General features: G+C 72.4%; 24 protein-coding genes and 1 pseudogene. 21 read left to right on the top strand and 4 right to left on the bottom strand.

Going from position 1 to position 24,252, the window contains the following annotated elements; genetic code table 11:
• Positions 1–34 precede the first annotated feature (34 nt).
• From D0Z08_RS23315 to cobBC, 9 genes and pseudogenes are all read left to right on the top strand, one after another.
• On the top strand, positions 35–904 hold the full coding sequence (locus D0Z08_RS23315; RefSeq protein WP_118927677.1) for a nitrite reductase: 870 nt from the start codon (positions 35–37) through the stop codon (positions 902–904).
• Positions 883–1,593, top strand: a complete 711-nt coding sequence (locus D0Z08_RS23320) for a precorrin-8X methylmutase (protein ID WP_118927678.1) — start codon at positions 883–885, stop codon at positions 1,591–1,593. The genes D0Z08_RS23315 and D0Z08_RS23320 overlap by 22 nt, the downstream gene beginning before the upstream one ends.
• Positions 1,590–3,140: a precorrin-3B C(17)-methyltransferase gene (cobJ, locus tag D0Z08_RS23325; protein ID WP_118927679.1), complete on the top strand. Its 1,551-nt coding sequence runs from the start codon at positions 1,590–1,592 to the stop codon at positions 3,138–3,140. Before D0Z08_RS23320 ends, cobJ begins: the two co-directional genes overlap by 4 nt.
• The gene (gene cbiE, locus D0Z08_RS23330; protein ID WP_118927732.1) at positions 3,137–4,357 is read left to right on the top strand and encodes a precorrin-6y C5,15-methyltransferase (decarboxylating) subunit CbiE; all 1,221 of its coding nucleotides are present in this window, start codon (positions 3,137–3,139) and stop codon (positions 4,355–4,357) included. Before cobJ ends, cbiE begins: the two co-directional genes overlap by 4 nt.
• Positions 4,354–5,103 carry a cobalt-precorrin-4/precorrin-4 C(11)-methyltransferase gene (locus tag D0Z08_RS23335; RefSeq protein WP_220454316.1) on the top strand — a complete coding sequence of 250 codons (750 nt, stop codon included), beginning with the start codon at positions 4,354–4,356 and terminating at the stop codon, positions 5,101–5,103. The genes cbiE and D0Z08_RS23335 overlap by 4 nt, the downstream gene beginning before the upstream one ends.
• Positions 5,100–7,022: a VWA domain-containing protein gene (locus tag D0Z08_RS23340; protein ID WP_118927680.1), complete on the top strand. Its 1,923-nt coding sequence runs from the start codon at positions 5,100–5,102 to the stop codon at positions 7,020–7,022. Before D0Z08_RS23335 ends, D0Z08_RS23340 begins: the two co-directional genes overlap by 4 nt.
• Entirely contained in the window at positions 7,015–7,686 is a 672-nt protein-coding gene (gene bluB / locus D0Z08_RS23345; protein ID WP_245994337.1) for a 5,6-dimethylbenzimidazole synthase, read from the top strand. Before D0Z08_RS23340 ends, bluB begins: the two co-directional genes overlap by 8 nt.
• Positions 7,686–8,282 carry a cob(I)yrinic acid a,c-diamide adenosyltransferase gene (gene cobO / locus D0Z08_RS23350; RefSeq protein ID WP_118927681.1) on the top strand — a complete coding sequence of 199 codons (597 nt, stop codon included), beginning with the start codon at positions 7,686–7,688 and terminating at the stop codon, positions 8,280–8,282. The genes bluB and cobO overlap by 1 nt, the downstream gene beginning before the upstream one ends.
• 1 nt (position 8,283) lies before the next feature.
• Positions 8,284–10,660: pseudogene (gene cobBC / locus D0Z08_RS33830) on the top strand (bifunctional hydrogenobyrinic acid a,c-diamide synthase/histidinol phosphate aminotransferase CobBC).
• Here cobBC and D0Z08_RS23360 read toward each other — a convergent pair.
• Positions 10,644–11,882 carry an MFS transporter gene (locus D0Z08_RS23360; protein WP_245994343.1) on the bottom strand — a complete coding sequence of 413 codons (1,239 nt, stop codon included), beginning with the start codon at positions 11,880–11,882 and terminating at the stop codon, positions 10,644–10,646. The pseudogene cobBC and the gene D0Z08_RS23360 sit on opposite strands and share 17 nt — an antisense overlap.
• 71 nt (positions 11,883–11,953) lie before the next feature.
• Here D0Z08_RS23360 and D0Z08_RS23365 point away from each other — a divergent pair, with 71 nt between their 5' ends.
• From D0Z08_RS23365 to D0Z08_RS23390, 6 genes are all read left to right on the top strand, one after another.
• Positions 11,954–12,823: a LysR family transcriptional regulator gene (locus tag D0Z08_RS23365; RefSeq protein ID WP_118927682.1), complete on the top strand. Its 870-nt coding sequence runs from the start codon at positions 11,954–11,956 to the stop codon at positions 12,821–12,823.
• A 192-nt stretch (positions 12,824–13,015) separates the two neighbouring features.
• Positions 13,016–13,234 carry a CbtB domain-containing protein gene (locus D0Z08_RS23370; protein ID WP_118927683.1) on the top strand — a complete coding sequence of 73 codons (219 nt, stop codon included), beginning with the start codon at positions 13,016–13,018 and terminating at the stop codon, positions 13,232–13,234.
• Between the two features lie 15 nt (positions 13,235–13,249).
• On the top strand, positions 13,250–14,065 hold the full coding sequence (locus D0Z08_RS23375; RefSeq protein ID WP_245994346.1) for a CbtA family protein: 816 nt from the start codon (positions 13,250–13,252) through the stop codon (positions 14,063–14,065).
• Positions 14,062–14,988 carry a cobalamin biosynthesis protein gene (locus D0Z08_RS23380; protein ID WP_245994347.1) on the top strand — a complete coding sequence of 309 codons (927 nt, stop codon included), beginning with the start codon at positions 14,062–14,064 and terminating at the stop codon, positions 14,986–14,988. Before D0Z08_RS23375 ends, D0Z08_RS23380 begins: the two co-directional genes overlap by 4 nt.
• Positions 14,989–15,069: 81 nt before the next feature.
• Positions 15,070–15,918: an NmrA family NAD(P)-binding protein gene (locus tag D0Z08_RS23385; protein ID WP_118927684.1), complete on the top strand. Its 849-nt coding sequence runs from the start codon at positions 15,070–15,072 to the stop codon at positions 15,916–15,918.
• Between the two features lie 16 nt (positions 15,919–15,934).
• Positions 15,935–16,375, top strand: a complete 441-nt coding sequence (locus D0Z08_RS23390; protein WP_147381517.1) for a hypothetical protein — start codon at positions 15,935–15,937, stop codon at positions 16,373–16,375.
• Between the two features lie 15 nt (positions 16,376–16,390).
• On the opposite strand, the gene D0Z08_RS23395 is transcribed toward D0Z08_RS23390, so the two are convergent.
• The 3 genes from D0Z08_RS23395 to D0Z08_RS32300 all read right to left on the bottom strand — a co-directional run bounded on the left by D0Z08_RS23395 (position 16,391) and on the right by D0Z08_RS32300 (position 19,028).
• Positions 16,391–18,058 carry a hypothetical protein gene (locus tag D0Z08_RS23395; RefSeq protein ID WP_118927686.1) on the bottom strand — a complete coding sequence of 556 codons (1,668 nt, stop codon included), beginning with the start codon at positions 18,056–18,058 and terminating at the stop codon, positions 16,391–16,393.
• A 46-nt stretch (positions 18,059–18,104) separates the two neighbouring features.
• Positions 18,105–18,743 (bottom strand): TetR/AcrR family transcriptional regulator, encoded by a 639-nt coding sequence (locus D0Z08_RS23400; protein WP_118927687.1) that lies wholly within the window; start codon positions 18,741–18,743, stop codon positions 18,105–18,107.
• 111 nt (positions 18,744–18,854) lie between these two features.
• Positions 18,855–19,028: a hypothetical protein gene (locus D0Z08_RS32300; protein WP_182481450.1), complete on the bottom strand. Its 174-nt coding sequence runs from the start codon at positions 19,026–19,028 to the stop codon at positions 18,855–18,857.
• Between the two features lie 125 nt (positions 19,029–19,153).
• Here D0Z08_RS32300 and D0Z08_RS23405 point away from each other — a divergent pair, with 125 nt between their 5' ends.
• The 6 genes from D0Z08_RS23405 (at position 19,154) to D0Z08_RS23430 (ending at position 24,229) form a co-directional block, all read left to right on the top strand.
• The gene (locus D0Z08_RS23405) at positions 19,154–19,495 is read left to right on the top strand and encodes an ArsR/SmtB family transcription factor (RefSeq protein WP_118927738.1); all 342 of its coding nucleotides are present in this window, start codon (positions 19,154–19,156) and stop codon (positions 19,493–19,495) included.
• Positions 19,496–19,534: 39 nt separating this feature from the next.
• Positions 19,535–20,005 (top strand): SRPBCC family protein, encoded by a 471-nt coding sequence (locus D0Z08_RS23410; protein WP_220454318.1) that lies wholly within the window; start codon positions 19,535–19,537, stop codon positions 20,003–20,005.
• Positions 20,005–20,625: a dihydrofolate reductase family protein gene (locus D0Z08_RS23415; protein ID WP_118927689.1), complete on the top strand. Its 621-nt coding sequence runs from the start codon at positions 20,005–20,007 to the stop codon at positions 20,623–20,625. Before D0Z08_RS23410 ends, D0Z08_RS23415 begins: the two co-directional genes overlap by 1 nt.
• Before the next feature lie 82 nt (positions 20,626–20,707).
• On the top strand, positions 20,708–22,264 hold the full coding sequence (locus D0Z08_RS23420; RefSeq protein ID WP_182481451.1) for an HD domain-containing phosphohydrolase: 1,557 nt from the start codon (positions 20,708–20,710) through the stop codon (positions 22,262–22,264).
• A gap of 127 nt (positions 22,265–22,391) precedes the next feature.
• On the top strand, positions 22,392–22,808 hold the full coding sequence (locus tag D0Z08_RS23425; RefSeq protein WP_147381518.1) for a hypothetical protein: 417 nt from the start codon (positions 22,392–22,394) through the stop codon (positions 22,806–22,808).
• Between the two features lie 149 nt (positions 22,809–22,957).
• Positions 22,958–24,229 carry a methyltransferase gene (locus tag D0Z08_RS23430; RefSeq protein ID WP_118927692.1) on the top strand — a complete coding sequence of 424 codons (1,272 nt, stop codon included), beginning with the start codon at positions 22,958–22,960 and terminating at the stop codon, positions 24,227–24,229.
• Positions 24,230–24,252 lie beyond the last annotated feature (23 nt).

Consider the following 24,252-nt stretch of genomic DNA (forward strand, 5'->3'; position numbering starts at 1 on the left):
GACGCGCAGAGCCCGAGACCTTGCGAGGATCTCGATGAGTGTCACGGTTTCGGGCACGACCCGGACTCGTCCTGACCGCTGTCCCGGCGTCCTCCGCCCCTGGCCGGGCGATGACGGCGCGCTGGTGCGGATCCGGGTGCCCGGCGGTCGGCTCCGCGCAGCCTCGCTGATGGCGCTGGCCGCCGTCGCCGAGGAGTACGGCGACGCGCGGGTCCACGTGACGGGTCGCGCCAACCTCCAGCTGCGCGGTCTGCCCCTCTCCGACGGCGTGCTCCCGGAGCGGGTGGTCACTGCGATCGAGGCGACCGGGCTGCTCCCGTCCCGCGCGCACGACCTGGCGCGCAACGTGCTCACCTCACCGCTGACCGGGCTGGTCGGCGGACGCGCCGACCTCCGGCAGGTCACGGCCGCGCTCGACGCGCTGCTCCTGTCCGAGCCGGCCCTCGCCGCGCTCCCCGGTCGCTTCCTCTTCACCCTCGACGACGGCCGCGGCGACCTCGCCGACCGGCACCGGGACCTCGGCCTGGTCGCTCTCGACGCCGAGACCGGTCGGCTCCGCATCGGTCAGCAGTGGGGCCGGGTCGTCCCGCTCACCGACGCGCCGACCGCGCTCGTCGGCTACGCCCTGCTCTTCCTCGACCGTCGCGGCGCCGGACCGGCTGCCGCCTGGCATGTCGATGAGCTCGAGCGCCCGCTCGTGCACGCCGAGCCCTCGCACGCCGAGCCCTCGCACGCCGAGCTTGTCGACGCGAGCGTTCCGCTCCCCTACGGCCCCGTCGCCGACCTGCCGAGCCTGACCCACTTCGCGGTGGGCGAGGACGGCATCGACCCCGCCACGGCCGTCGCCTGGGCGGCCCGGACCCCCGAGGTGGTGATCACGCCATGGCACGGCGTCCTGGTCTGAGTCCGACCCCGAGTCCGACCCTGAGTCCGAACCTGGGTCCCCCGCCGCGTCGGTACGAGTACGTCGCCGACGGGCCGGCCATCTACGTCGACTCGTTCGCGACGATCCGCCGCGAGGCGGACCTGTCCGGGATCCCGGCCGACGCCGAGAAGGTCGCCGTACGGATGATCCACGGCAGCGGCCAGACCGACCTCGCCCGCGACCTCGTCGTCCACCCCCGGCTCGGCACCGCGGGGAGGGAAGCGCTCGCGGCCGGTGCCCCGATCCTCTGCGACGCGCGGATGGTCGCGATGGGGATCACCGCCGGCCGGCTCCCGGCCGACAACGCGGTGCTCTGCTACCTCACCGACCCGGAGGTGCCCGACCTCGCCCGGGAGTGGCGGACCACCCGGACCGCCGCCGCCGTCTCGCTCTGGGAGCCCCACCTCGAGGGCGCCGTCGTCGCGATCGGCAACGCGCCGACCGCGTTGTTCCACCTGCTCGAGATGCTGATAGCGGGCGCACCTCGACCCGCCGCGATCATCGGCTGCCCGGTCGGCTTCATCGGCGCCCGCGAGTCGAAGGACGCACTCGCCGCGCTCGCCGACGAGCACGGCATCGACATCCCGTTCGTCACCGTCCGCGGCCGCCGAGGCGGCTCGGCGATGGCGTCGTCGGCGGTCAACGCACTGGCACAGGAGGCCGAATGAGCGACCAGGGCCAAGGCCGGTTCTTCGCCGTCGGCATCGGACCCGGTGACCCCGAGCTGATCACCATCAAGGCCGCGCGGGTCATCGGCGAGGCCGACGTCGTCGCGTTCCATGCGGGCGTCCGCAAGCAGTCCCACGCCCGCCGGATCGCGAGCGACCTGATCCCCGCGGACGTGATCGAGGAGGAGCTGCGCTACCCGGTCACGACCGGCACCACCGACCACCCCGGTGGCTACGTCGGCGCGCTCGCCGCCTTCTACGACGAGTGCGACGACCGGATCACCGCCCATCTCGAGGCCGGGCGGACCGTCGTACTCCTCGCCGAGGGCGACCCCCTCTTCTACGGCTCGTCCATGTACCTGGTCGACCGGATGAAGGCCCGGTTCGCGACCGAGGTCGTCCCGGGCATCCCGGCGTTCGCCGCGGCGACCGCCGGCCTCGGGCAGCCGCTCGTCCGGCAGACCGACGTCCTCACCGTGCTGGCCGGCACCCTGCCCGAGCCCGAGCTCGCGCGGCGGCTCGCCGACACCGACGGGGCGATCATCATGAAGCTCGGCCGCACCTTCCCCGCCGTCCGCTCCGCGCTCGCGCAGGCAGGGCGGCTCGAGGGTGCGATGTACGTCGAGCGCGCCTCCATGCCCGAGGAGCGCTGGCAGCCGGTCGTCGACGTCGACCCCGAGTCGGTCCCGTACTTCTCACTCATCGTCGTGCCGGGTGACTCACGCGCCGTCCCGACGGCGACACGGATGCGTGCGGTTTGGGACCAAACCGCATCGAGTTCGGCCCCAGCGGTGCGGTTGGGGACCAAACCGCAGCCCTCCGAGCTCCTCGTGGTCGGGCTCGGCCCGGGCCCGGCCGACTGGCTGACCCCCGAGGCGGCCGAGGCCCTGGCGACCGTCGACCACGTGGTGGGCTACGCGCCGTACGTCAACCGGGTCCCGCAGCGGGCCGGGCTCCAGCGGCATGCGTCGGGCAACACCGTGGAGTTGGACCGGGCCCGGTTCGCGCTCGACCTGGCGCTGGGCGGCGAGCGGGTCGCCGTGGTGTCCGGTGGGGATGCGGGCGTCTTCGGGATGGCATCGGCAGTCTACGAGGCGGCGGTGGACGAGAGGTACGCCGCCGTACCGGTCCGGGTGCTCCCCGGAGTGAGTGCCATCCAGGCCGTGGCAGCCCGGGCGGGAGCGCCGATCGGCGCGGACTTCGCCGTCCTGAGCCTCTCCGACCGGCTCAAGCCGTGGCCGGTGATCGAGCGCCGGCTCCGTGCGATCGCGGAAGCCGACCTGGTGCTCGGGATCTACAACCCGGCCTCGCGGTCGCGGCGCGACCAGGTCGTCGCCGCCCAGAAGCTGCTGCTCGAGCACCGCTCCCCCGACACCGTGGTGATCGTCGGCCGCGACGTCGGCCGCGAGGAGGAGTCCGTCGAGGTGACCACGCTGGCCGCGCTCGACGCCGACGCCATCGACATGAAGTGCCTGCTGCTCGTCGGCGCCTCGTCGACCCGGGTCACCACCGGTGGCGCGGTCTGGACACCGCGGTGGGTCGAGTGATCACCGTCGTCGGCATCGGCGCCGATGGCTGGGCCGGTCTCCCCGAGGCCGCCCGCGAGCGCGTGCTCGCGGCGGAGGTCCTGCTCGGTGGCGACCGCCATCTCGCGTACGTCCCTCCCGTCGCCGGCCAGGAGCGCCGCCCGTGGCCACGGCCGTTGGCCGGCCTGCCAGCCCTGCTCGAGGAGTACGGCGACCGCCCGCTCGTCGCGCTCGCGTCGGGTGACCCGCTGGTCAGCGGGATCGGCACCACGTTGATCGACCTGGTCGACGACGCGGTCCACATCGTTCCCGCCGTCTCCTCCGTCGCGCTGGCCCGCGCCCGGATGGGTTGGTCGGCCGAGTCGAGCGCGGTCGTCACGCTGGTCGGTCGCGACCCCGATGCGCTGCGACGCGAGCTCGCCCCGGGCCGCCGGCTGCTCGTGCTTTCCGCCGACGGGACGACGCCCGTGACCGTGGCCGACCTGCTGCAGGACGAGGGGTTCGGCCGCAGTCGGCTGGTCGTGCTCGGCGACCTCGGCTCGGCCCAGGAACGCCGGATCGAGGGCCGGGCCGACGAGGACCGCCGCTGGTCGGAGGAGATGCCGCGGCTGCACGTGCTGGCGATCGAGGTCGACGCCCATGCCGACGGTGGGGCCCGCAACTCGTGGGCGGGCGGGCTGCCCGACGACGCCTTCGCCCACGACGGTCAGCTGACCAAGCGCGACGTCCGGGCCGCCGCGCTGGCCCGGCTCCGCCCGCAGCCCGGACAGCTGCTCTGGGACGTCGGCGCCGGCGCCGGTTCGGTCGGCATCGAGTGGCTCCGGGCCCACCGGCTGTGCCAGGCGATCGCGATCGAGGCGCACCCGGAGCGGGCCGCACGGATCGTGAGCAACGCGGCAGCGCTCGGCGTCCCCTGCCTGCAGGTGGTGGAGGGCAAGGCGCCCGATGCGCTGGCGGACCTGCCGGAGCCGGACGCGGTCTTCGTCGGCGGCGGCGCGACCGCCGCGGGCCTGCTGGAGCTGTGCCGCGAGCGGCTCCGTCCCGGCGGTCGCATGGTCGTGCACGCGGTGACTCTCGAGACCGAGCAGGCGCTCCTCACGGCACACGAGGACCTCGGTGGCGAGCTGGTGCGGATCTCGGTCGAGCAGATCGAGCCGCTGGGCGGCCGGTTCCGCGGCTGGCGGCCGTCACGCGCGGTCGTCCAGTGGGCGTGGACCAAGCCCGAGGAGACCCCGTGACCGTTCACTTCGTGGGCGCCGGCCCCGGTGCCGCCGACCTGATCACGCTCCGCGCCGCAGGGCTGCTGGCCGCAGCCGACGTCGTCCTCTACCCGGGCACCTACATCGACCACGCGGTGCTCGGGCACTGCCGTCCCGGCACGCACCTGGTCGACACCCAGAAGCTCGACCTCGACCAGATCACCGCAGCCATGGTCGAGGCGCACGTGGCCGGCCGCGACGTCGTACGGATGACGTCGGGCGACCCGTCCCTCTACTCCGCCTTGCACGAGCAGGCCCGGCGGCTCGACGCCGCCGGGGTGCCGTGGGACGTCACGCCCGGGGTGCCGGCGTACGCCGCCGCCGCGGCCATCGTCGGCAACGAGCTCACCGTCCCCCTGGTCGCACAGTCGGTCGTGCTGACCCGGACCCAGGCGCGGTCGACGGCGATGCCCGAGCGCGAGTCGCTGGCCGCGTTCGCCGCCACGGGCGCCACGCTCGTGCTGCACCTCGCGATCACCCGTACCCGGGAGCTGATGGGCGAGCTCGATCCGCTCTACGGGGCCGACTGCCCGGTCGTCGTCGTGCACCGGGCGACCCAGCCCGGCGAGGTCGTGCTCCGCGGCACCGTCGGCGGCACCACCGCGATCGCCGACCTGGTCGACGAGGCCGGCCTGCGCCAGGCGGCGGTCATCCTCGTCGGCCCGGCGCTCGCCGGGACCGCCGCAGGTGAGTCGTGGCTCTACTCAACAGGAAGGCAGCGATGACCCAGCACAGGAGTTCCGCATTTCCCTTCAGCGCCGTGGTCGGCGCCGACATGGATGCGCCCGGCGGCCTCGACCCGATGGCCCTCGCCCTGATCCTGACGTCGATCTCGCCCGAGGTGGGCGGCGTCCTCGTCCGCGGCGAGAAGGGCACCGCGAAGTCGACCATCGTCCGCGCCCTGGCGGCGGTGCTGCCGCCCGTCGACGACCACCAGGCGCGGCTGGTCGAGCTGCCGATCGGCGCCACCGAGGACCGGGTGCTCGGCTCGATCGACCTCGAGAGCGCGCTTGCAGAGGGCCGCGCCGAGTACCAGCCCGGGCTGCTGGTGAAGGCGCACCGCGGGATCCTCTACGTCGACGAGGTCAACCTGCTCCACGACCACCTCGTCGACGTGCTGCTCGATGCGGCCGCGATGGGCCGGGTCACCGTCGAGCGCGACGGGGTCTCGGTCGAGCGGGACGCGCGGTTCGTCCTCGTCGGCACCATGAACCCCGAGGAGGGCGAGCTGCGCCCGCAGCTGCTCGACCGGTTCGGCCTCACCGTCGAGGTGGCCGCACCTCGCGAACCCGCGCTCCGCGCCGAGGTCGTACGACGACGCATGGCCCATGACGCCGACCCGGACCGGTTCGCCGCGGCCTACGCCGACGCCGAGGCCGCGCTGCAGGCGCGGATCGCGGACGCCCGCAAGCGGGTCGCCGAGGTCGAGCTCTCGGACCGGGCGCTGCTCCGGATCGCCGAGGTCTGCTCCGCGTTCGAGGTCGACGGTCTCCGCGCGGACATCGTCATGGCCCGAACCGCGTCGGCGCACGCCGCCTGGCAGGGCCGGGACAACGTCGTGCTCGAGGACATCGAGGTCGCCGCCCGGCTCGCGCTCCCCCACCGGCGCCGGCGCAACCCGTTCGACAGCCCCGGCCTCGACGACGACCAGCTGCAGAGCGCGCTCGGGGACGACGACCTCGACCCCGACGACGACCCCGAGCCGGATCCCGACCCCGGGCCGGGTCAGGACCCGGGGACGTCCGACGACCCGGTCCATCCGGAGCCCGCACCGCAGGACGTTGCGGACGAGGCTCCGACCGAGACTCCACGTGACCAAGGCACGACCACGACCGGCGCCGCGGCGCCGTACCGCACCCGGCTGTTCACGGTCCGCGGCACGGGCACCGGTACGGCGGGGCGGCGCAGCCGGGCCCGCACGGAGACCGGGCGTCGGGTGGCCGCCGAGCGACCCACCGGCACCGGGGGCTCCCTGCACCTGGTCGAGACGATCCGGGCTGCGGTGCCGCACCAGTACGGACGCGGCCGGGTCGAGGGCCGGCTGCTGCTGCGGGGTGAGGACCTCCGGGTTGCCGTGCGCGAGGGCCGCGAGTCGAACCTCGTCCTCTTCTGTGTCGACGCCTCCGGCTCGATGGCGGCGCGCAAGCGGATGGAGCAGGTCAAGACCGCGGTGCTGAGCCTGCTCCTCGACGCGTACCAGCGCCGCGACAAGGTCGGGCTGGTGACGTTCCGCGGCGACCGTGCCGAGCTCGCACTGCCGCCGACCAGCTCGGTGGATGTCGCCGCGGCCCGGCTCGAGGACCTGCCCGCCGGGGGCCGGACGCCGCTCGCCGAGGGCCTGCTCGAGGCCGCCAGGGTGCTGGACCTCGAGCGGATCCGCGACCCGCGCCGGCGGACTCTGCTCGTCGTGGTGACCGACGGGCGGGCGACCTCGGGTGCCGACGCGGTCGCCCGGTCGCGGACGATCGCCGCGGCGCTCGCTGCCACCGGCGTCGCCGCAGTCGTCGTCGACTGCGAGAGCGGCCCGATGCGGATGGGCCTCGCCCGCACCCTCGCCGACGACCTGGCTGCCGAGCACGTGCCGGTGGGAGAGGTCAGCGCCGAGGTGCTGGCCGACGTCGCCCGAGGAGGGTTGTGTGCCTGAGACCGCCGAACACGAGGTTCTGGGGCACACGACCCCGACCGCGAAGGCGCTCTACGACGTGATCGCCCGCCGGCGCGACGTCCGGGCCGAGTTCACGGGCGCACCGGTCGCCGACGACCGGCTGCAGCGCGTCCTCGGGGCTGCACACCGTGCGCCCAGCGTCGGCATGTCCCAGCCGTGGGACTTCGTGGTCGTCCGCGACCTCACCACGCGCCAGGCCTTCCGCGACCACGTCTCCGCCGAGCGGGACGCCTTCGCCGCATCGCTGCCGCCCGAGCGCCGCTCGACCTTCGACAAGATCAAGGTCGAGGGCATCTGCGAGTCCTCGATGGGCGTCGTCGTCACCCACGACCAGGAGCGCGGCGGCACCCACGTCCTCGGCCGGCACGCCATCGCCGACACCGGCCTGTTCTCCACGGTCCTCGCGATCCAGAACCTCTGGCTCGCCGCCACCGCCGAGGGCCTCGGCGTCGGCTGGGTCTCGTTCTACCGCGAGCCGTTCCTGCGCGGGCTGCTCGGCATCCCCGAGCAGGTGCGGCCGATCGCCTGGCTGTGCCTCGGCACCGTCTCGCACCTGGAGACCGTGCCCGACCTCGAGCGGCACGGCTGGCGCTCCCGCCGCCCGCTCGCCGACGCCATCCACCACGACACCTGGAGGGCCTGATGCCACAGGGACAGCCGATCGCCGTACCCGACGACGGGCTCACCACCCGCCAGCGCCGCAACCGGCCGCTGCTGATGGTGCACACCGGCGACGGCAAGGGGAAGTCGACTGCCGCTTTCGGCCTCGCCCTGCGCGGCTGGAACCAGGGGTGGAGCGTCGGGGTCTTCCAGTTCGTGAAGTCCGCGAAGTGGCGGCTCGGCGAGCAGACCGCCTTCGAGCAGCTCCCGCCGGGATTCGGCACGATCGAGTGGCACAAGATGGGCTCGGGCTGGTCCTGGTCGCGCAAGGCCGGTAGCGAGGACGACCACGCCCTCGCGGCTGCCGAGGGCTGGGCCGAGATCAAGCGGCGGATCGCCGCCGAGGAGCACGACCTGTACCTGCTCGACGAGTTCACCTACCCGATCAACTGGGGGTGGGTGGATCTCGACGACGTCCTGGAGACGCTCGCGAACCGGCCGGGCCGCCAGCACGTCCTGATCACGGGTCGCCGCGCCGACCCCCGGCTCGTCGAGGCCGCGGACCTGGTCACCGAGATGACGAAGGTCAAGCACCCGATGGACGCTGGCCAGAAGGGCCAGCGGGGCATCGAGTGGTGACGTGGTAGCCCTCCCCCGGCTCGTCGTCGCCGCCCCGGCCACCGGCCAGGGCAAGACCACCATCGCCACCGGGCTGATGGCGGCCCTGGCCCGCGCCGGGCACGAGGTGAGCGGTCACAAGGTCGGCCCCGACTACATCGACCCCGGCTACCACGCGTTGGCCTGCGGCCGGCCGGGCCGCAACCTGGACCCGCACCTGGTCGGCGAGGAACGCGTCGTACCGCTGCTGCTCCACGGCGCCCGCGACGCCGAGGTCGCGGTCATCGAGGGCGTGATGGGCCTGTACGACGGCCGCGTCGGCGGCCGTGGCTTCTCCTCGACCGCGCACGTGGCGGCCCTGACCCGCACGCCCGTCGTGCTCGTCGTCGACATCTCCCGGTCGTCCCGCTCGATCGGCGCGGTCGTGCACGGCATGGCCACCTGGGACCCCTCCGTCGAGGTCGCGGGCGTGATCCTCAACCAGGCCGGCTCGCCGCGCCACGCCACCGAGGTCCGCGAGTCGATCGACCTGCCGGTGCTCGGCGTCGTACCCCGCGACCCGGATCTCGCCACCCCGTCCCGCCACCTCGGCCTGGTGCCCGCCGCCGAGCGCGCTGAGGCCGCCGGCGTCGTCGACCGGCTCGCCGAGCGGATCGCCGAGACGGTCGACCTCGACGCCGTCCTCGCCCTCGCCCGCACCGCCCCCGACCTGGACGCCGCCCCCTGGACCCCCGAGTCGGCGCAAATCGCCCCCGAGATCCCACCGAGTCGGCGCATCTCAGAACGCGCCGACTCGGCGACTGTGGCGGTGGCGGGCGGGCGGGCCTTCACCTTCCGGTACGCCGAGACCGCCGAGCTGCTGGAGGCCGCCGGGTGCCGGGTCGTCACCTTCGACCCGGCGACCGACCCCGCGCTCCCGACCGGCGCGAGCGGGCTCTACCTCGGCGGCGGCTTCCCCGAGGTCCACGCTGCTGCGCTCAGCAACAACGCCTCCCTCCGGCAGGAGATCCGCGATGCCGTCCGCGACGGGCTGCCGACGGTCGCCGAGTGTGCCGGGCTCCTCTACCTGTGCCGCTCCCTCGACGGCGCGCCGATGGCCGGCGTCCTCGACGCCGACGCGGCGATGACGGAGCGGCTGACCATGCGCTACCCCGAGGCCATCGCGGTCACGGACTCGCTCCTCACCCGCGCCGGCGAGCGGGTCACCGGCCATGAGTTCCACCGCACCACGGTCACGCCCACCGCGGGTGCCAGCCCGGCCTGGACCGTCGACGACGAGCAGGTCGGCTTCGCGACCGGCACCCTGCACGCGTCGTACCTCCACACCCACTGGGCCGGCCACCCGCAGCTCGCGCAGCGGTTCGCAGCGGCGGTGCACGCCCGTGCCTGAGCTGCCCGACCCCCTCCGCCACCACGGCGACGTCGAGGTCGGTGACCTGCTCGACCTCGCGGTCAACGTGTACGACGGACCGCGGCCGGCCTGGCTCGACCACGCCCTCCGGGCGTCCCTCGATGACATCGGCGGCTACCCGTCCAGCCTCCGCGCGCGAGCCGCGGTCGCGCAGCACCACGGGCGTCCCGAGGACGAGGTGCTGGTGACCGCGGGTGCCGCCGAGGCGTTCACCCTGATCGCGCGGCTCGAACCGTGGCGGCGACCGGTGGTGGTGCATCCCCAGTTCACCGAGCCGCACGCGGCGCTGGAGCAGGCCGGACGCCGGGTGACGGAGGTCGTCCTCCCCGCCCCGTACCTCCTCGACCCCCGCCTGGTTCCCGACGACGCCGACCTGGTGGTGGTCGGCAATCCCACCAACCCGACCGGGGTCCTGCACCCACCGGAGGCGATCCAGGCGATGCTCCGCCCGGGCCGGCTGGTCGTTGTCGACGAGGCGTTCATGGACTGCGTCCCGGGCGAGCCCGCGTCCCTGGCCGGCGAGCAGGACCAGGGGCTGGTCGTCATCCGGTCGCTCACCAAGCACTGGAGCATCCCGGGCATCCGCGCGGGCTACCTGCTCGCTCCCGCCGCCGTCGTCGCCGGGCTGGAGCGCGGCCAGGTGCCGTGGTCGGTCTCGTCGCCCGCTGCCGCGGCCGTCGTGGCCTGCATGTCTCCCGAAGCCGATGAGGAGTCCCGCCGCCGGGCCGAGGAGATCGCCGACTGGCGGAAGACCCTCGAGGCCGGGCTGGCGGAGCTCGGCATCCCGTTCCTGGAGTCGGCGGCCTCGTTCGTGCTGGCCCGGGTCGGCGAAGGCGTGCACGGCCGGCTGCGCGAGGCCGGCGTCGCCGTACGCCGTGCGGACACGTTCCCCGGCCTCGACGCCTCGTGGGTGCGGATCGCCGTACGACCGCCGGAGACCATCGACCGCCTGCTCCGGGCTCTCGCGGCGGTCACCGAGCGGCGGTGACCACCAGCGCCGGCGTCCGTCGCAGCACCAGCGACAGGCTGCCCGCAGCGGTCAGCAGGACGGCCACCAGCGCGGCCGCGCCGGGCCAGCCGCCCGCCGTCCAGGCGACGCCGGCCAGGCTGCCGAACACCGACGACCCGAGGTAGTAGGCGAACAGGTAGAGCGACGCCGCCTGCGCCGTGCTCACCCCACCCGCGTGCGCCCGCGCCGGCACCCAGCCGCTGGCGACCCCATGGACGGCGAAGAACCCGATCGTGATCAGGGCCAGGCCCGCGACGACCAGCGCCAGCGAGTCCGGCAGCGTGACGACGACGCCGACGACGGCGACGAACGCACCGGCCGGCAGCACCGCCCGCCGCCCGAAGGCGTCGGCCAGCCGACCGAACAGGACCGAGCTCACGGTGCCGAGCGGGTAGACGAGGAAGACCAGGCTGGCCGCCGCCAGCCCGAGCCCGAAGGGTGGCCCCTCCAGCCGGAACCCGACGGCGTTGAACGCAGCGACCAGCGCGCCGACCGTGCACGCGCCGACGCCGTACAGCGCGAGCAGACCGGGGTCGGCCAGGGCGCGCCGGCCCATCCGCACCGCCGCTCGGACATCCGACGGACCGGCGACGAAGTTGCGAGAGGCCGGCAGCAGCAGCCGTACGGCGACCGCGCATCCGATGCCGAGCACCGCGGCTGCCACGAGCGCCCATCGCCACCCGGCGACCTCGCCCACCAGTCCGGTCACCACCCGGCCGGCCATCCCGCCGAGCGCGGTGCCGCCGATGTAGAGGCCCGCGGCGCGCGCGTGCGTCGACGGGTGCAGCTCCTCACGGAGGTAGGCGGTCGCGACCGCGGGGAGCCCGGCCAGGGCGACCCCTTCGAGGAACCGGAGGGCGAGGAACGCCTCCCAGCTCGGCGCGAGCGCGCAGGCCGCGGCGAGCACCGCGGACGTCATCAGGGACAGGTGGATCAGCTGGGTCCGCCCGATCGCGTCGGAGACCGGACCTGCGACCAGCAGGGCAACGCCGAGACCGAGGGTCGTCACCGACAGGGCCATCGTGCTGGCACCGCTCGACACCCCGAACTCCGCGACGAACTCCGGCAGCAGCGCCTGCGCGCTGTAGAGGAGCGCGAACGTCGCCAGCCCGGCCGCGAACAGGGCACCGACGACGCGTCGGTAGTCCGCGGTCCCCGGGCGGTAGCCGGGGTCCGCGCGGTCGGCGATCAGCGTGCTCACGGCACCGACTTTCCACGATCCCGACTCATACGTCCAATGCGCTCAGTTGCCCTTTTCGATACGCTGCACGCATGATGGTCCGCGACCTTTCCTGGCTTCTGGCGGTGGCCGAGCACGAGCACGTGACCGAGGCGTCGTACGCGCTCGGCGTCACCCAGCCGACGTTGTCGCGCACGCTCGCCCGGATGGAGGCAGAGCTCGGGGTCCGGGTGTTCGAGCGCGCGGCGGACGGCGTGCACGTGACCCCGACCGGCGACCTCGTCGTCGCGGCCGCCGCGGACATGGTCGCCCGTTACGACCAGCTGACCGACGACCTCGCCAGCGCCCTCGACCCGGAGGCCGGGGTGGTCCGGCTCGCGTTCCTCGACTCGATCGCCAGCTCCCTGGTGCCCCGCGTGCTGCGCGACTTCCACGAGCACGCCGAGCGGGTCCGGGTGCTGCTGAGCCAGGAGCACGCCCACAACATCACCGTCGACCTCGCCTCGGGGAACGCGGAGGTCGCGATCACCTCGAGCCAGCCGCCCGGCCCCTACGGCTGGCACCCGCTCCAGGAGGACCGGCTGGTGCTCGTCGTACCCCCGAGACACCGGCTGCGGGACCGCAAGCGGGTCCGGCTCGCCGACCTCGCCGACGAGGAGCTCGTCACCACGCCGGTCGGCTTCGGCTACCGGACCCTGGTCGACGGCCTGCTGCGCGCCGCCGACGTCGCCCCGGCCATCTCCTTCGAGAGCCAGGACCTCGGCACCATCGAGGGACTGGTCGCGGCGGGCCTCGGGGTGGCCATCGTCCCCGAGCAGTTCGCCGGTCTGTCGGGCACCGTCGGCATCCCGATCGCCAGCAGCGCGGCGCGCCGGACGATCGGCCTCACCTGGCGCACCGACCGGCCGCTCGCGGCGCCCGCCGCGCGGTTCCGGGACTTCGTCGTCGACACGCACCGCTGACGAAGCGGACAGGCTGTCGGCGTACTGCTCGGATGCCCTAGGCTTCCCCCTGCAGGCACGAGGAAGCCGGTGAGAACCCGGAACAGTCGCGCTACTGGGATGCCGCCCCCGACCAGGGGTGGACGAGTCAGACCCGAGTGCCGTGCAACTCCACCCCAACGAACAGGGACGCTGAATCCCTGAGGAGGACACATGTCGCAGTCGTCTGCCGCTCCCCTCGCCGGCCCGGTCGAGATCCCGACCGTCCCGCTCGCCAAGCTCGGCCCGTGGGTCGTCTTCTTCGGCCTGCTGGCGATGCTGGTCATCTTCTTCGTGAGCGCCGACCAGGGCGCGATCTCGCTCCCGGCCGGCAACGCCGTGCACGAGTGGGTGCACGACGCCCGCCACCTGCTCGGCTACCCCTGCCACTGAGCCGAGGCCGCACCCATGAGTGACACCACCTCGCCCTCCCCTGCCCTGACACCGGCGGCGTTCCTGGTCCGGGGCCTGCTCGTCGGCCTGGTCGCCGGGTTCCTCGCCTTCCTCGCGGGCTTCGCCTTCGGCGAGCCGTACGTCGACGACGCCATCGGTCTCGAGGAGGCCGCTGCCGCTCACCTGACCGAGGAGGAGGTCGCCGCCGAGGAGGCCGCCGCCGAAGAAGCCGGTGAGACCACCGAGGTCTCCCGTGACGCCCAGAAGACCTGGGGCCTGGCCACCGGCACGCTCGCCGTCGGCACCGCGCTCGGGGGCTTCACCGCTCTCGCCGCGGCCGCCTGCGTGGGCCGGCTCGGCTCGCTCTCGGCCCGCGGAACGACGGCCCTCGTCGCGCTCCTCGGCTTCGTTGCGGTCTCGGCCGTGCCGTTCTGGAAGTACCCCGCGACCCCGCCTGCCGTCGGCAACCCCGACTCGATCGGTAGCCGGACCACCGCCTACTTCGCGTTGCTGCTGATCTCGGTCCTCGCCGTCATCGCCGCCGTGGTGCTGGCCAACCGGCTCCGTGCCCGGTTCGACGGGTTCACCTCCGTGGTGCTCGCCGCGGCGGCGTACCTCGTCGTCGTGGTCGCGGCCGGCTACCTGCTGCCGGCGGTCGACGAGCTCGGTGCCTTCCCGGCCGACACGCTGTGGGACTTCCGCCGCGGGTCGCTGCTGACGCTGATGACCCTCTGGGCCGCGATCGGCGTGGGCCTGACCTACGCGATCGGCGCGCTCCACGACCGGGTCACCGCGGACGCCGAGCGCAAGGCCCTCGCGGCCAGCCTGTGATCCGGGCCGGCGGCCTGGCGGCCGGCTACGCCGCGGACCTGCTGCTGGCCGATCCGCGGCGCGGCCACCCGGTCGCCGGCTTCGGCCGCGCGGCGGCGGCGCTCGAACGACGGTGGTGGCGCGACGACCGACGGGCCGGCGCGGCGTACGTCGCGGTCCTCGTCGGTGGCGCCGTCGCCCTCGGTGTGGTCGCCGAGCGCACCCGTCGCCCGCTCCCCCGGGCGGCGGCGACCGCGGTCGCCGCCTGGGCCGTGCTCGGCGGCACCTCCCTCGACCGGGAGGGTGCGGCGATCCAACGACTGCTCGACGAGGGGCGCCTCGAGGACGCCCGGGTCCGGCTCACCCACCTGGTCGGTCGTGACACGGCGCAGCTGTCGGAGTCGGAGGTCGTCCGCGCGGCCGTCGAGTCGCTCGCGGAGAACACCTCCGACGCGGTCGTCGCTCCGCTCGTCTGGGGCGCGGTCGCCGGCGTGCCCGGCCTGCTGGGCTACCGCGCGGCCAACACCCTCGACGCGATGGTCGGGCATCGGTCCGCCCGCCACGAGCGGTTCGGCTGGGCAGCGGCGCGGCTCGACGACGTGCTCAACCTGCCGGGGTCCCGGCTCACTGCGGCCCTCGCCGTACTGCTCGGCGAGGACCGCGGCTCCGCCTGGCGGGCGTGGCGCCGCGACGCCTCGGGCCATCCCAGCCCGAACGCAGGCCCCGTCGAGGCCGCGTTCGCCGGCGCGCTCGGCATCCGGCTCGGCGGCAGGAACGTCTACGGCGCCGGGGCGGAGCAGCGGGTCGAGCAGCGCGCGGTCATGGGCGACGGGCGACCGCCGGTCCGTGACGACCTCGCCCGCGCCCGACGGCTGGCGCGGCGGGTCGGTCTCGCGGCAGCTGCGGCAGCCGCGGTCGGCGCCGTGGTCCGGTCCCACGCGTGACCGCAGCAGGCTGAGGCCGTCGCCCGTCACTCCCCGAGCCGACCGACTGACAGCGGACCACGCGAGCGCCATACTCCCCTCATGGCGACTGTCGCCGTCGTCGGCGCCACCGGCCGGCAGGGTTCGGCAACCGCGCGGCACCTGCTCGCTGCCGGCTGGGACGTCCGCGCGCTCACCCGGAAGCCGACCGGAAGCGCCGCGCGCGCATTGGTCTCGCTCGGTGCCGAGCCCCGCAAGGTCGAGCTCGAGGACGTCGCCTCGCTGCGATCGGCTTTCGACGGCGCCATCGGGGTCTTCAACGTGCAGAACCCGATGACGAGCAGCATCGAGGCCGAGATCCGGCAGGGACGCAACGTGGCCGAGGCCGCCGCCGGCGTCGGCGTCGCCCACGTCGTGTACGGCGCCGCCGGCGTCGGCGACGTCGAGACCGGCGTCCCGTCGTGGGACTCGAAGGTGGTCGTGGCCCGTGCGTTCCGTGAGCGGGGCCTGGCGTTGACGGTCCTGCGGCCGATGGCGTTCATGGAGCTGATGACCGACAAGGGGTTCTACCCGTCGCTGGCGGTGTGGAGTGTGATGCCGAGGCTCGCCGGGGCGTCGCGACCCATCGGCTGGCTGTCGCTCGACGACCTCGGCGCCATCGCCGCCCACGTCTTCACGGCCCCGGACCAGTGGGCGGACGCGGACCTCGCGCTCGTTGCCGACGTACGGAGCATCGACGAGTGCCGGTCGCTCTGGTACGACGAGTTCGGGCACCGGCCGCGCCGCACACCCATCCCGGCCTGGCTGTTCGAGCGCTTCGTCGGCCCCGATCTACCCACGATGTGGCGCTGGCTCCACGACCACGATTTCGACATGTCGGTCGATCCGACCCGGTCGATCCTGCCGGGAGCGCTGACCGTCCGGGAGTGGCTGGCCAGTGGCGACCGCTGACCGATCCACGTCGCGCGTGCGCCGCTCGTCCTTGCTCCTCGGCACGGCCGCGTTCGCCCTGCTCGTCGCCCCGGCCGCTCATCCCCCTGCAGTCGCTTCCTGCGCAGCGCCGTACCTCGTCGACGTCGACAGCCTGGTGCTCGCGCGCGGCGCGACCGCGACGATCGAGGGCCGGGCGTTCGCCGACGGCTGCCGCGACTCGATGAGCTGTGGGCCCGGGCTGGGCTGTGACGACTGCGAGTACGACGACCCACCCGAGAAACCGATGGAGGACGTGGCTCTGCAGCTGGTCCAACGAGGCCGGACCTGGGACCTCGGGGTGGCCGACGCCGAATCGGCCGCGGACGACCGCCTCGGGTGGGTGACGTGGACGTTCGAGGTCCCGAAGGGCGTGAAGCCCGGCCCGGCCCGGCTGGTGGCCGACGGCGCCGGCCCGACGAGGATCCGGATCGGCTGACTATTCGGAGCCCGATCAACACGCCCGAGGAGCGGTAGCCAACGGCTCGCCGGTGTCGAGAGCACCCAGCACCACGAGCGTCCGCAGCGGCCCCGGGCCACCGGCCCGTCCCCACCAGTTCCGGCGCGCGGAGACCCGGTAGCGCACGACGTTGGCCGCGAGCAGGCCGCCGCGGAGGCAGTTCTCGCCGTCGCTGGCGAGCGCGCCGCCGCCGATGTCGATGGTGTGCTGCGCCGTCGTACCGACGTCCTCGGCAGAGAAGTCCGCGACGCCCGAGCCGAGGCTCTTGCTGCGCTGGAGGTCGGTGCGCTCCATCCGGAACCGCAGGGTGCCGAGGCGGGTGAAGTTCCGGATCCCGACGTTGCCGCCGCGGTTCCCGGTGATCACGCTGTCGCGGACGTCGGCCGAGACCTCCGTCGTCGCACCCGTGCCGTTGACGACGTTGCTCCCGAGGGAGAGACCGTTGTTGGCGCAGTTGCGCAGCACACTGCGTCGTACGACGAGCCGGACGATGTTGCGCGCGCCCAGGCTGCCCGCGAGGACGCAGTCCCCGTTGTTGAACGGCAACAGGTAGGTGTTGCCGACCCCGGTCGATCGCTCGGCGACGACCCGCACCAGCCGCATCGTCATCACGGCGTCCGTGCCGAGCGCGCCGTGCTCGATGAGGTCGCCGGGCGCACCGGAGAAGGTGCTGTCGCTGACGAGGGCGCTCATCCGGGCGCCCCTCCCCATCGAGACCATCTCGAGGCCGTTGGCGGAGAAGCCACCGATGCCCTCTTCGTTCGTGTAGTCGTTCTCGGACACGACGGCGTCGAGCGTCGCCGGACCCACTGCGTTGAGGAAGACGCCCTCGGAGTCGGCGCCGGTCGTGATCAGGTTCAGGTCGTCCGCGTTGCCGAGGTCCGCCTGGACGTTGCCGTCGATCGTCGCGTGCACGACCGCCGTGTCCCGGGCCTGAACACCGATCGCGAGCAGGGACTGGAAGTCCGGCCCCTGCCGCAGCATCCGGACGTCGTTGGCGCGGATCACCACCGACCCGCGGGCGTCGCCCGAGAGCCGTACGTCGATGCCGTCCCCGCAGTCCGCGTCGTGGATCTCGTTGCCGGCGATCAGCGCGGTCACGTCCTGGCGGCGCTCGGCATCGACCTGGATCGCCGCCCACCCGTTCTGGAGGCCGTGGGAGATCGGGATCCCGACACCGGGGACGTTGGTCGGCGCATTGAACGGAGGGATCAGGAAGCCGGGGACGCAGTCAGCGTTCTGACCGGAGATGTCGTTGCCGATCACGCTCACCCCACTGACGTCGGACCCGTAGATCGCGCCGCGCCGGGTGTCCGTGATCCGTACGGCGCGCACCTGCGCGCCGTCGGCCAGCCGGACCGCGTCACCCTCGAGACGGGTCGTGGTGTTCGTGAGCCAGCCACCGACCAGGACCTGTCGGGGCTTGAGCCGGATGCCTCCGTCGAGCGGCTGCGCCGCCGGGAGTACGACGATCCGGTCCCCTGCCGCGGAGAGCTGCTCGACCTCGACCAGCGAACCCAGGGGCGCGTCCTGCGATCCGTCGCCGGACCGCGCCCCCGCCTCGACGTACCAGGTCGTCGGCTCGGCAGCCCTCGCCGGAGCGGCGAGCGCGCCGAGTCCGACGACCGCCGCGACACCAAGCGAAAGGGGGACGTTTCTCATGAGCGCGACCGTACGGTTGCGGTGCGATATCCAACAAGGGGCCTTTTCAGTTGGCGTTCACGTGGCCGACGATGAGCTCGACGGCCAGGTCGCAGAACGCCTTCTCCAGCGCCGCCGCGCCGCTGCGGCTCCGATGGATGCTCCAGTCGTGGACGATGACGTTGGCCGCCCCGACCATCGCGAGCGCCCGGAACCGTACGTCGGCGGCGCGGACGACCTCGCCCCGCTCGGCCGCAGCCTTCGTCTCGGACTCGACCAGCGCGATGATGCCGTTGCGGAACCCGAGCCGGCGCTCCTCCACCCGGGCGCTCACCCCGACGATCTCGACGAACGCGATCCGCGCCTTGCGCGGATCGGCGAGCAGCGGACGCAGGTAGGCGCCGACCGCCTCCCGCAATCGCACCGAGATCGACTCTCCCTCGTTGCGTCGCAGGGACTCGACGACGTCCTCGAGAGACGCGGTCGTGAGGGACGCGTAGAGGTCGAGCAGCATGTCCTCCTTGCTGGAGTGCAGCTGGTAGAAGTGCCGCGTCGACACCTTCGCCGCCGAGCACAGCCGGTCGATGGACACGCTCGCGTAGCCCTGGGTGCCGAACAGCTCCAGTGCCGCCTCACGAAGCCGAGTACGACGCCCGTCGTCGCGCTCGGCCGCGGACTGACCGCCGTACCGACGTGCTTCCGTCACTTCCGCACCCCTTTGCTCGCTGCGAGGATACGCAGCCGCGCAGCGGTCAGAGGTACGACCTCCGCGGATGAGTAGCGCTCCGTGAATCGCGCCAACCACTCCCTAGAGCATTCAGTCGACCGTGGCCGACGGATCCGGCTCCGGCTGCGCAGCCGCCAGCCGGGCGAGAACGGCCCGAATGACGACGGCCGTGTCGGCCTCGTCATGTCCGAAGTTGAGGAGAAAGGCCCTCATCCCGTGGCGGGCCATCTCCAGCTCCTCGTCAGTGAGATGGACGGTGTACATGCCTCCAGAGTAGGTCGCGGCTGGCCGTGCGGCACGGGCCACGGCCCCCAAGGGGACGGCGTCTTGTCGCCGCCAGCAGATGCCTCCACCTTGACGCATGCTGATATGGGCATATGATCGCGACCATGGCACGAGCGGCGACGACGTCCGACGTCTTCAACGCGATCGCCGAGCCGCAGCGGCGGGAGATTCTGGTGCTGCTGCGGGCGGGTGAGCGGCCGGTGACCGAGTTGGCCCAGGAGCTGGGGATGACCCAGCCAGGGGCGTCCAAACACCTGCGGGTGCTCCGGGAGGTCGGGCTGGTGCGGGACCGAAGGGCAGGCAAGCAGCGCCTGTACTGCCTGGACGCCCGCGGGCTGCGGCCGGTCCACGAGTGGACCGGCGGGTTCGAGCGGTTCTGGAACGAGAGCTTCGACCGGCTGGACGCATACGTGCAGGGCCTCAGACCGACAGGGAATACGGAGTAGCTGATGAGCACAGCGGAACGAGGAACGCCCGCAAGGTCCGTGACCGCCGACCGCGAGATCGTGATCTCCCGGGTCATCGACGCCCCACAGGAGCTGGTGTTCGAGGCGTTCACCGAGGTGCGTCACCTGTCGCGGTGGTGGGGACCGGAGGGGTTCACCACCACCACGCAGTCGTTCGAGTTCCGCGTCGGCGGGGAGTGGGACTTCGTGATGCACGGACCGGACGGGACGGACTACCCCGAGTGGATCACCTGGACCGAGATCGGCGCGCCGGCGCGGATCGCGTTTCTCCATGGTGAGTCCCGCGACGATCCCAACGCCTTCGAGTCGGTCCTGACGTTCGAGCCCGACGGCGCGGCGACCCGGATCCAGATGCGCACCGTGTTCCTCACCAAGGAGCTGCGCGACCAGGCGGTCGAGAAGTACCACGCGATCGAGGGTGGACATCAGACTCTGAGCAACCTGGCCGCCTACGTCACCGAGATCAGTGAGAAGGGAGTGGAGGGCTGATGGCCGGGAAGGTGTACTTCAGTGTGTCGATGTCGCTGGACGGGTACATCGCGCCCGAGTCCCTGTCGGACCTGATGGGGCAGCAGTGGATGGAGCTGCAGCAGTGGATGTTCCCGCTGCGGTTCGTCCGGGAGAACCTGAGGTTGGGCGAGGGCGGCGAGGAGGGGCGCGACAACGACATGGCGCGGGAGACGTTCGAGCGCACCGGCGCGAGCGTGATGGGCAAGCGTATGTTCGATGCCGGCGAGCGGATGTGGCCGGAGGAGGCGCCGTTCCACACGCCGGTCTTCGTCGTGACGCACGAGAAGCGTGACCCCTGGGAGCGGCCGGGCGGGACCACTTTCAAATTCGTCAACGACGGCATCGAGTCCGCGCTCGACCAGGCCCGCCGGGCCGCCGGCGACCGTGACGTCCGCATCGCGGGCGGCGGCGCGACGATCCTGGAGTACGTGAACGCCGGCTTGGTCGACGAGTTCTCGATCGCACTGTCGCCGGTGCTGTTCGGGTCAGGAGTCCGCCTGTTCGAGGGCGTGGACGCGGGCCGCGTGGCCCTGGAGCAGGTCCGAGCGGAGCACTCCCCGAGGGTCACGCACCTGACCTACGCCACCCGAGAGCGGTAGCTGCCTCGACCTCAGCGCTCCAGCCGACGTCAGCGTTGCAGAGCCTCTTATGTACGGCGAACGGGCGCGCCACAATCGAGCTGTGGCTGCCAAGCTCCGACTTGCTGACCTGCTCGCGGGTCTGTCGCTGGTCGCGGACCTGGGATACGGGCTCGTCCCGGGGCATGCGATGCGCTCGTGCCTGGTCGGGGTGGCGCTCGGGCGGAAGGTCGGCCTGTCGGAGCGTGATGTTGCCGAGACCTTCTACACGTTGCTGCTTTCCCACGTGGGCTGTGCGGCGTTCTCGCACGAGATGTCTGCGGTGTTCGGCGATGAGCTGATGGCGAACCGGGCGGCTGCCAGGACGAACTTCGCGGATCCGAAGGACATCTTCGTCACGTTGATCCCAGAGTCCACGCGCGGTCTGCCGCCGCTGGCGCGGGCGAGGACGGCAGCGTTCATCGTGGCGCGAGGACGCGAGCTGGGGCGGAGCTACTGCTCCACGGTGTGTGAGATCGCCAAGGAGACCGCGCGCCGGATCGACCTGCCTGAAGGGGTGCAGAGCGCGCTGCTCCAGGTCAAGGAGTCGTGGAACGGGTCCGGCTTCCCGCAAGGGCTACGGGGTGAGGAGATCCAGGCTCCGGCGCGGATTGCCCGCGTGGCCTCCGAAGCGGTGCTGTTCTACGACCTCGGGGGTGTCGACCTCTCCACACACGCCGTGACCCGCCGAGCGGGGTCGCTGCTGGATCCCGCGCTGGTCCACGACTTCGTCGTCAACGCCCATGGCCTGCTGGAGGAGGCTGCTGCGGGAGACCCACGTGAGGCGATCCTGGCGGCGGAACCGGAGCCGGTCGTGGAGAAGCACGAAGACGACCTCCCAGACGTCGCCTCCGCCTTCGGAGACCTGGTGGACCTGAAGACACCCTTCACCCACGGACACTCCAAGGAGGTCGCCCGACTCGCCAAGGGCGCAGCCGAGCGGCTCAGCTTCGACGGGCCGGCCACCGAGCGGCTGTACGTCGCCGCGTTCCTCCACGACGTGGGAAAGGTCGGCATCTCCGACCAGCTCTGGGAGAAGCCGGGGCCACTGACCGGACCGGAGTGGGAGCAGGTCCGCATGCACGCCTACCACACCGAGCGGATCCTGGCGACGTCGAAAGCTCTCGAACCGGTGGCCCGAATCGCGGGTATGCATCACGAGCGGCTCGACGGTTCCGGCTACCACCGCGGATGCCGCGCTGGTGAGATCCCCGAGCCCGCACGGGTGTTGGCCGCGGCGGACGCCTTCCAGACGATGACCGAGGACCGGCCCTATCGTGCCGCACTGGATCTGGAGCGTGCCGCGAAGGAGTTGGAGGCGCTCGCCGAGTCAGGGAAGCTCGACCCCGCCGCGGTCGCGGCGGTTGTCGAAACCGCCGGACAACGCGTCCATCGGCGGCGGGAGCTTCGGCCGGGTGGGCTCACCAACCGGGAGATCGAAGTTCTGCGGCTGGTCGCGAGGGCATGCTCGAACAGGGAGATCGCCGATCAGCTCCACATCTCGCAGAGAACGGCCGAGCACCACGTGCAGAACACCTACGCCAAGATCGGCGTCACGACGCGCTCGGCCGCAGCACTCTTCGCCATCAAGCACGATCTGCTCCCAAGCCTGGAGTCTTGAGGCAACCCTGCCGGACCGCCATGCCCGAAAAGATGGGTAAGTCCTACCGATGCCACGCACCCACCCGATCGTCAACCATGAGGAGGCAAGCACGGCGGAGTCCATCACTCACAAGGAGGCAAGAACAATGGGACAGCAGAGACGAGCAGCAGTCGTTGCAGGAGGCTCCCTGATCGGCGCAATGCTCCTCGCGAACGCGACACCTGCGTCAGCAGTGACCCTCTGGACCAAGGGCTTCCGCCCGACGGGCGACGTCGACGGAGCTGGACAGATCGTGCGTGAGGGCTTGCTCGGGGTCGGATGCGAGCGCGGTAACCGGCTCACGATCGAACTGACACTCACTCAGGGCGACGCCGTCGGGTCGGCCACAAGGGAGTTCCAGTGCGACGGCGAGCCCCGCGACGCAGTCATGGTCATTCATGCGACGACGGGGCTCTTCGAGGAGGGTCGCGCGCAGGTCGAGGCGACCGCGACCGAGCGGGACAAGGACGGCAACGTCATCGACACAGTGCACAAGACGCCCACGATCACCCTCCAGGACTGAACACGCTCCCGCCTCCGCCGCGGGCCGCCGCTCTCGACGGTCCGTCAGACCTCGTCCGCCTCCTCACGGACATCGGGTTCACCGAATCAGCACTCGCCACCGCGGAACGGATCGCTCCCGGGCAGCTGGACGCTGTTCGACTACCCCTCGTGCACGATGCACTCCTCGAGGAGCCTGACGATGCCGGTCGGCTTGTCCTGGCCATGCTGTGTTACGGCGCCCGGGTGGCTACCTCCCGCCCGCGGGCAGCCGCGGCGCACGCGGTCGATGCCCTCGCGAGCATCGGGCTTGTCGAGGAGGTCGCCGGGTTCTTCGTCTGCCCCTATCGCGTCACGCCGATGACGGGTCTCGTGGTCGTCGCTGACCAGCCGTCTGCCGGACCCGACGCCGTCGCACCACCGAGCAACATCACCGAGCGACTCGCCGAACTGCTCCCTCAATCGCTGGCGGGCTCGTTCGCCGACGTCGGCTGCGGATCCGGAGTGCTCGCGATGCTGGCCGCAAGGCGGGGCGCGTCCGCGACCGGAACCGATATCAGTCCGCGAGCGCTCGCCTTTGCCGAGTTCAACTGTGCCCTCAACGGAACCGCCGTCGATCTTCGCCTCGGCCATCTGGCCGAGCCACTGCATGCAGACGAGGTCGACCTCCTCGTCTCCCAACCTCCGTTCATGGCCACACCACCGTCGTCACCAGGGGTCGGGTTCTTCCATGGCGGAGCCCAGGGCGACGAGCTCGCGCTGGAGCTGACGGCCGACCTGGCGAGGGTGCTGACGGGCGAAGGGCTGGGCGTGCTCCGTTTCGACTCGCCCGGCCTGCCGGGTGAGACCCTCTCCCGCCTCACCGCATCCCTCGACGGGCTCGAGCTGTCCGCCTTCACGACCATGTCCCTCTCGGCAGACATGGCTGCCATCGTGTCCGCCGAGCTGGAAGACCCGACGCTCGGTGAGCACTACGCCGAGTGCGCACCCCACTACCGCCGCCATCTTGCGAGCCTCCATGGCGGTGGCCAGCGCAGTCAGGTCTTGCTCCTCGCCAGACGATCGACGCAGCCAGTTGTGACGGAGCTCGTCGTGGACGGGCTCCCCCGGGGATGGGAGCCACTCGCTCGTTACCGGCGAGGCGTGGAGGCCGTGATGACCTCGGACAACGAGATCGACGAGCTCACGGTTCAGCTGCACCCGGGCGCCATCGTGGTTTACGAGGAGGATCTCGCGAGCGGCGATCAGAAGACGTGGCTACGCCTGCCGCCGGGATCCTTCGGAGCGCACAGCGAACTGAGCATCGATGCGGTCGAGCTGCTCCGCGCCTTCAGTGTTCCGACTCGTGTCTCGAAGGTCGCCGAGCAGGGGCTGACGCCGATCGCAGAACTCCGCGCCTTCGTACGAACGGCAGTGCACCGTGGGCTACTCGTCCTGGCCTGACAGTGCCCACAGAGCGCCGCGAC

The sequence above is a fragment of the Nocardioides immobilis genome, from assembly GCF_003515065.1.
GTDB lineage: Bacteria > Actinomycetota > Actinomycetes > Propionibacteriales > Nocardioidaceae > Nocardioides > Nocardioides immobilis.

Bases quoted from the DNA above. Each gene is read 5' to 3' on its own strand.
- D0Z08_RS23415 (WP_118927689.1), top strand. From the start codon at position 20,005: ATGGCCGGGAAGGTGTACTTCAGTGTGTCGATGTCGCTGGACGGGTAC.
- D0Z08_RS23405 (WP_118927738.1), top strand. From the start codon at position 19,154: ATGGCACGAGCGGCGACGACGTCCGACGTCTTCAACGCGATCGCCGAG.
- D0Z08_RS23375 (WP_245994346.1), top strand. From the start codon at position 13,250: ATGAGTGACACCACCTCGCCCTCCCCTGCCCTGACACCGGCGGCGTTC.
- D0Z08_RS23340 (WP_118927680.1), top strand. From the start codon at position 5,100: ATGACCCAGCACAGGAGTTCCGCATTTCCCTTCAGCGCCGTGGTCGGC.
- D0Z08_RS23365 (WP_118927682.1), top strand. From the start codon at position 11,954: ATGATGGTCCGCGACCTTTCCTGGCTTCTGGCGGTGGCCGAGCACGAG.
- cobJ (WP_118927679.1), top strand. From the start codon at position 1,590: ATGAGCGACCAGGGCCAAGGCCGGTTCTTCGCCGTCGGCATCGGACCC.
- D0Z08_RS23395 (WP_118927686.1), bottom strand. From the start codon at position 18,058: ATGAGAAACGTCCCCCTTTCGCTTGGTGTCGCGGCGGTCGTCGGACTC.
- D0Z08_RS32300 (WP_182481450.1), bottom strand. From the start codon at position 19,028: ATGTACACCGTCCATCTCACTGACGAGGAGCTGGAGATGGCCCGCCAC.
- D0Z08_RS23315 (WP_118927677.1), top strand. From the start codon at position 35: ATGAGTGTCACGGTTTCGGGCACGACCCGGACTCGTCCTGACCGCTGT.
- D0Z08_RS23425 (WP_147381518.1), top strand. From the start codon at position 22,392: ATGGGACAGCAGAGACGAGCAGCAGTCGTTGCAGGAGGCTCCCTGATC.
- D0Z08_RS23385 (WP_118927684.1), top strand. From the start codon at position 15,070: ATGGCGACTGTCGCCGTCGTCGGCGCCACCGGCCGGCAGGGTTCGGCA.
- cobO (WP_118927681.1), top strand. From the start codon at position 7,686: ATGCCACAGGGACAGCCGATCGCCGTACCCGACGACGGGCTCACCACC.
- D0Z08_RS23320 (WP_118927678.1), top strand. From the start codon at position 883: ATGGCACGGCGTCCTGGTCTGAGTCCGACCCCGAGTCCGACCCTGAGT.
- D0Z08_RS23370 (WP_118927683.1), top strand. From the start codon at position 13,016: ATGTCGCAGTCGTCTGCCGCTCCCCTCGCCGGCCCGGTCGAGATCCCG.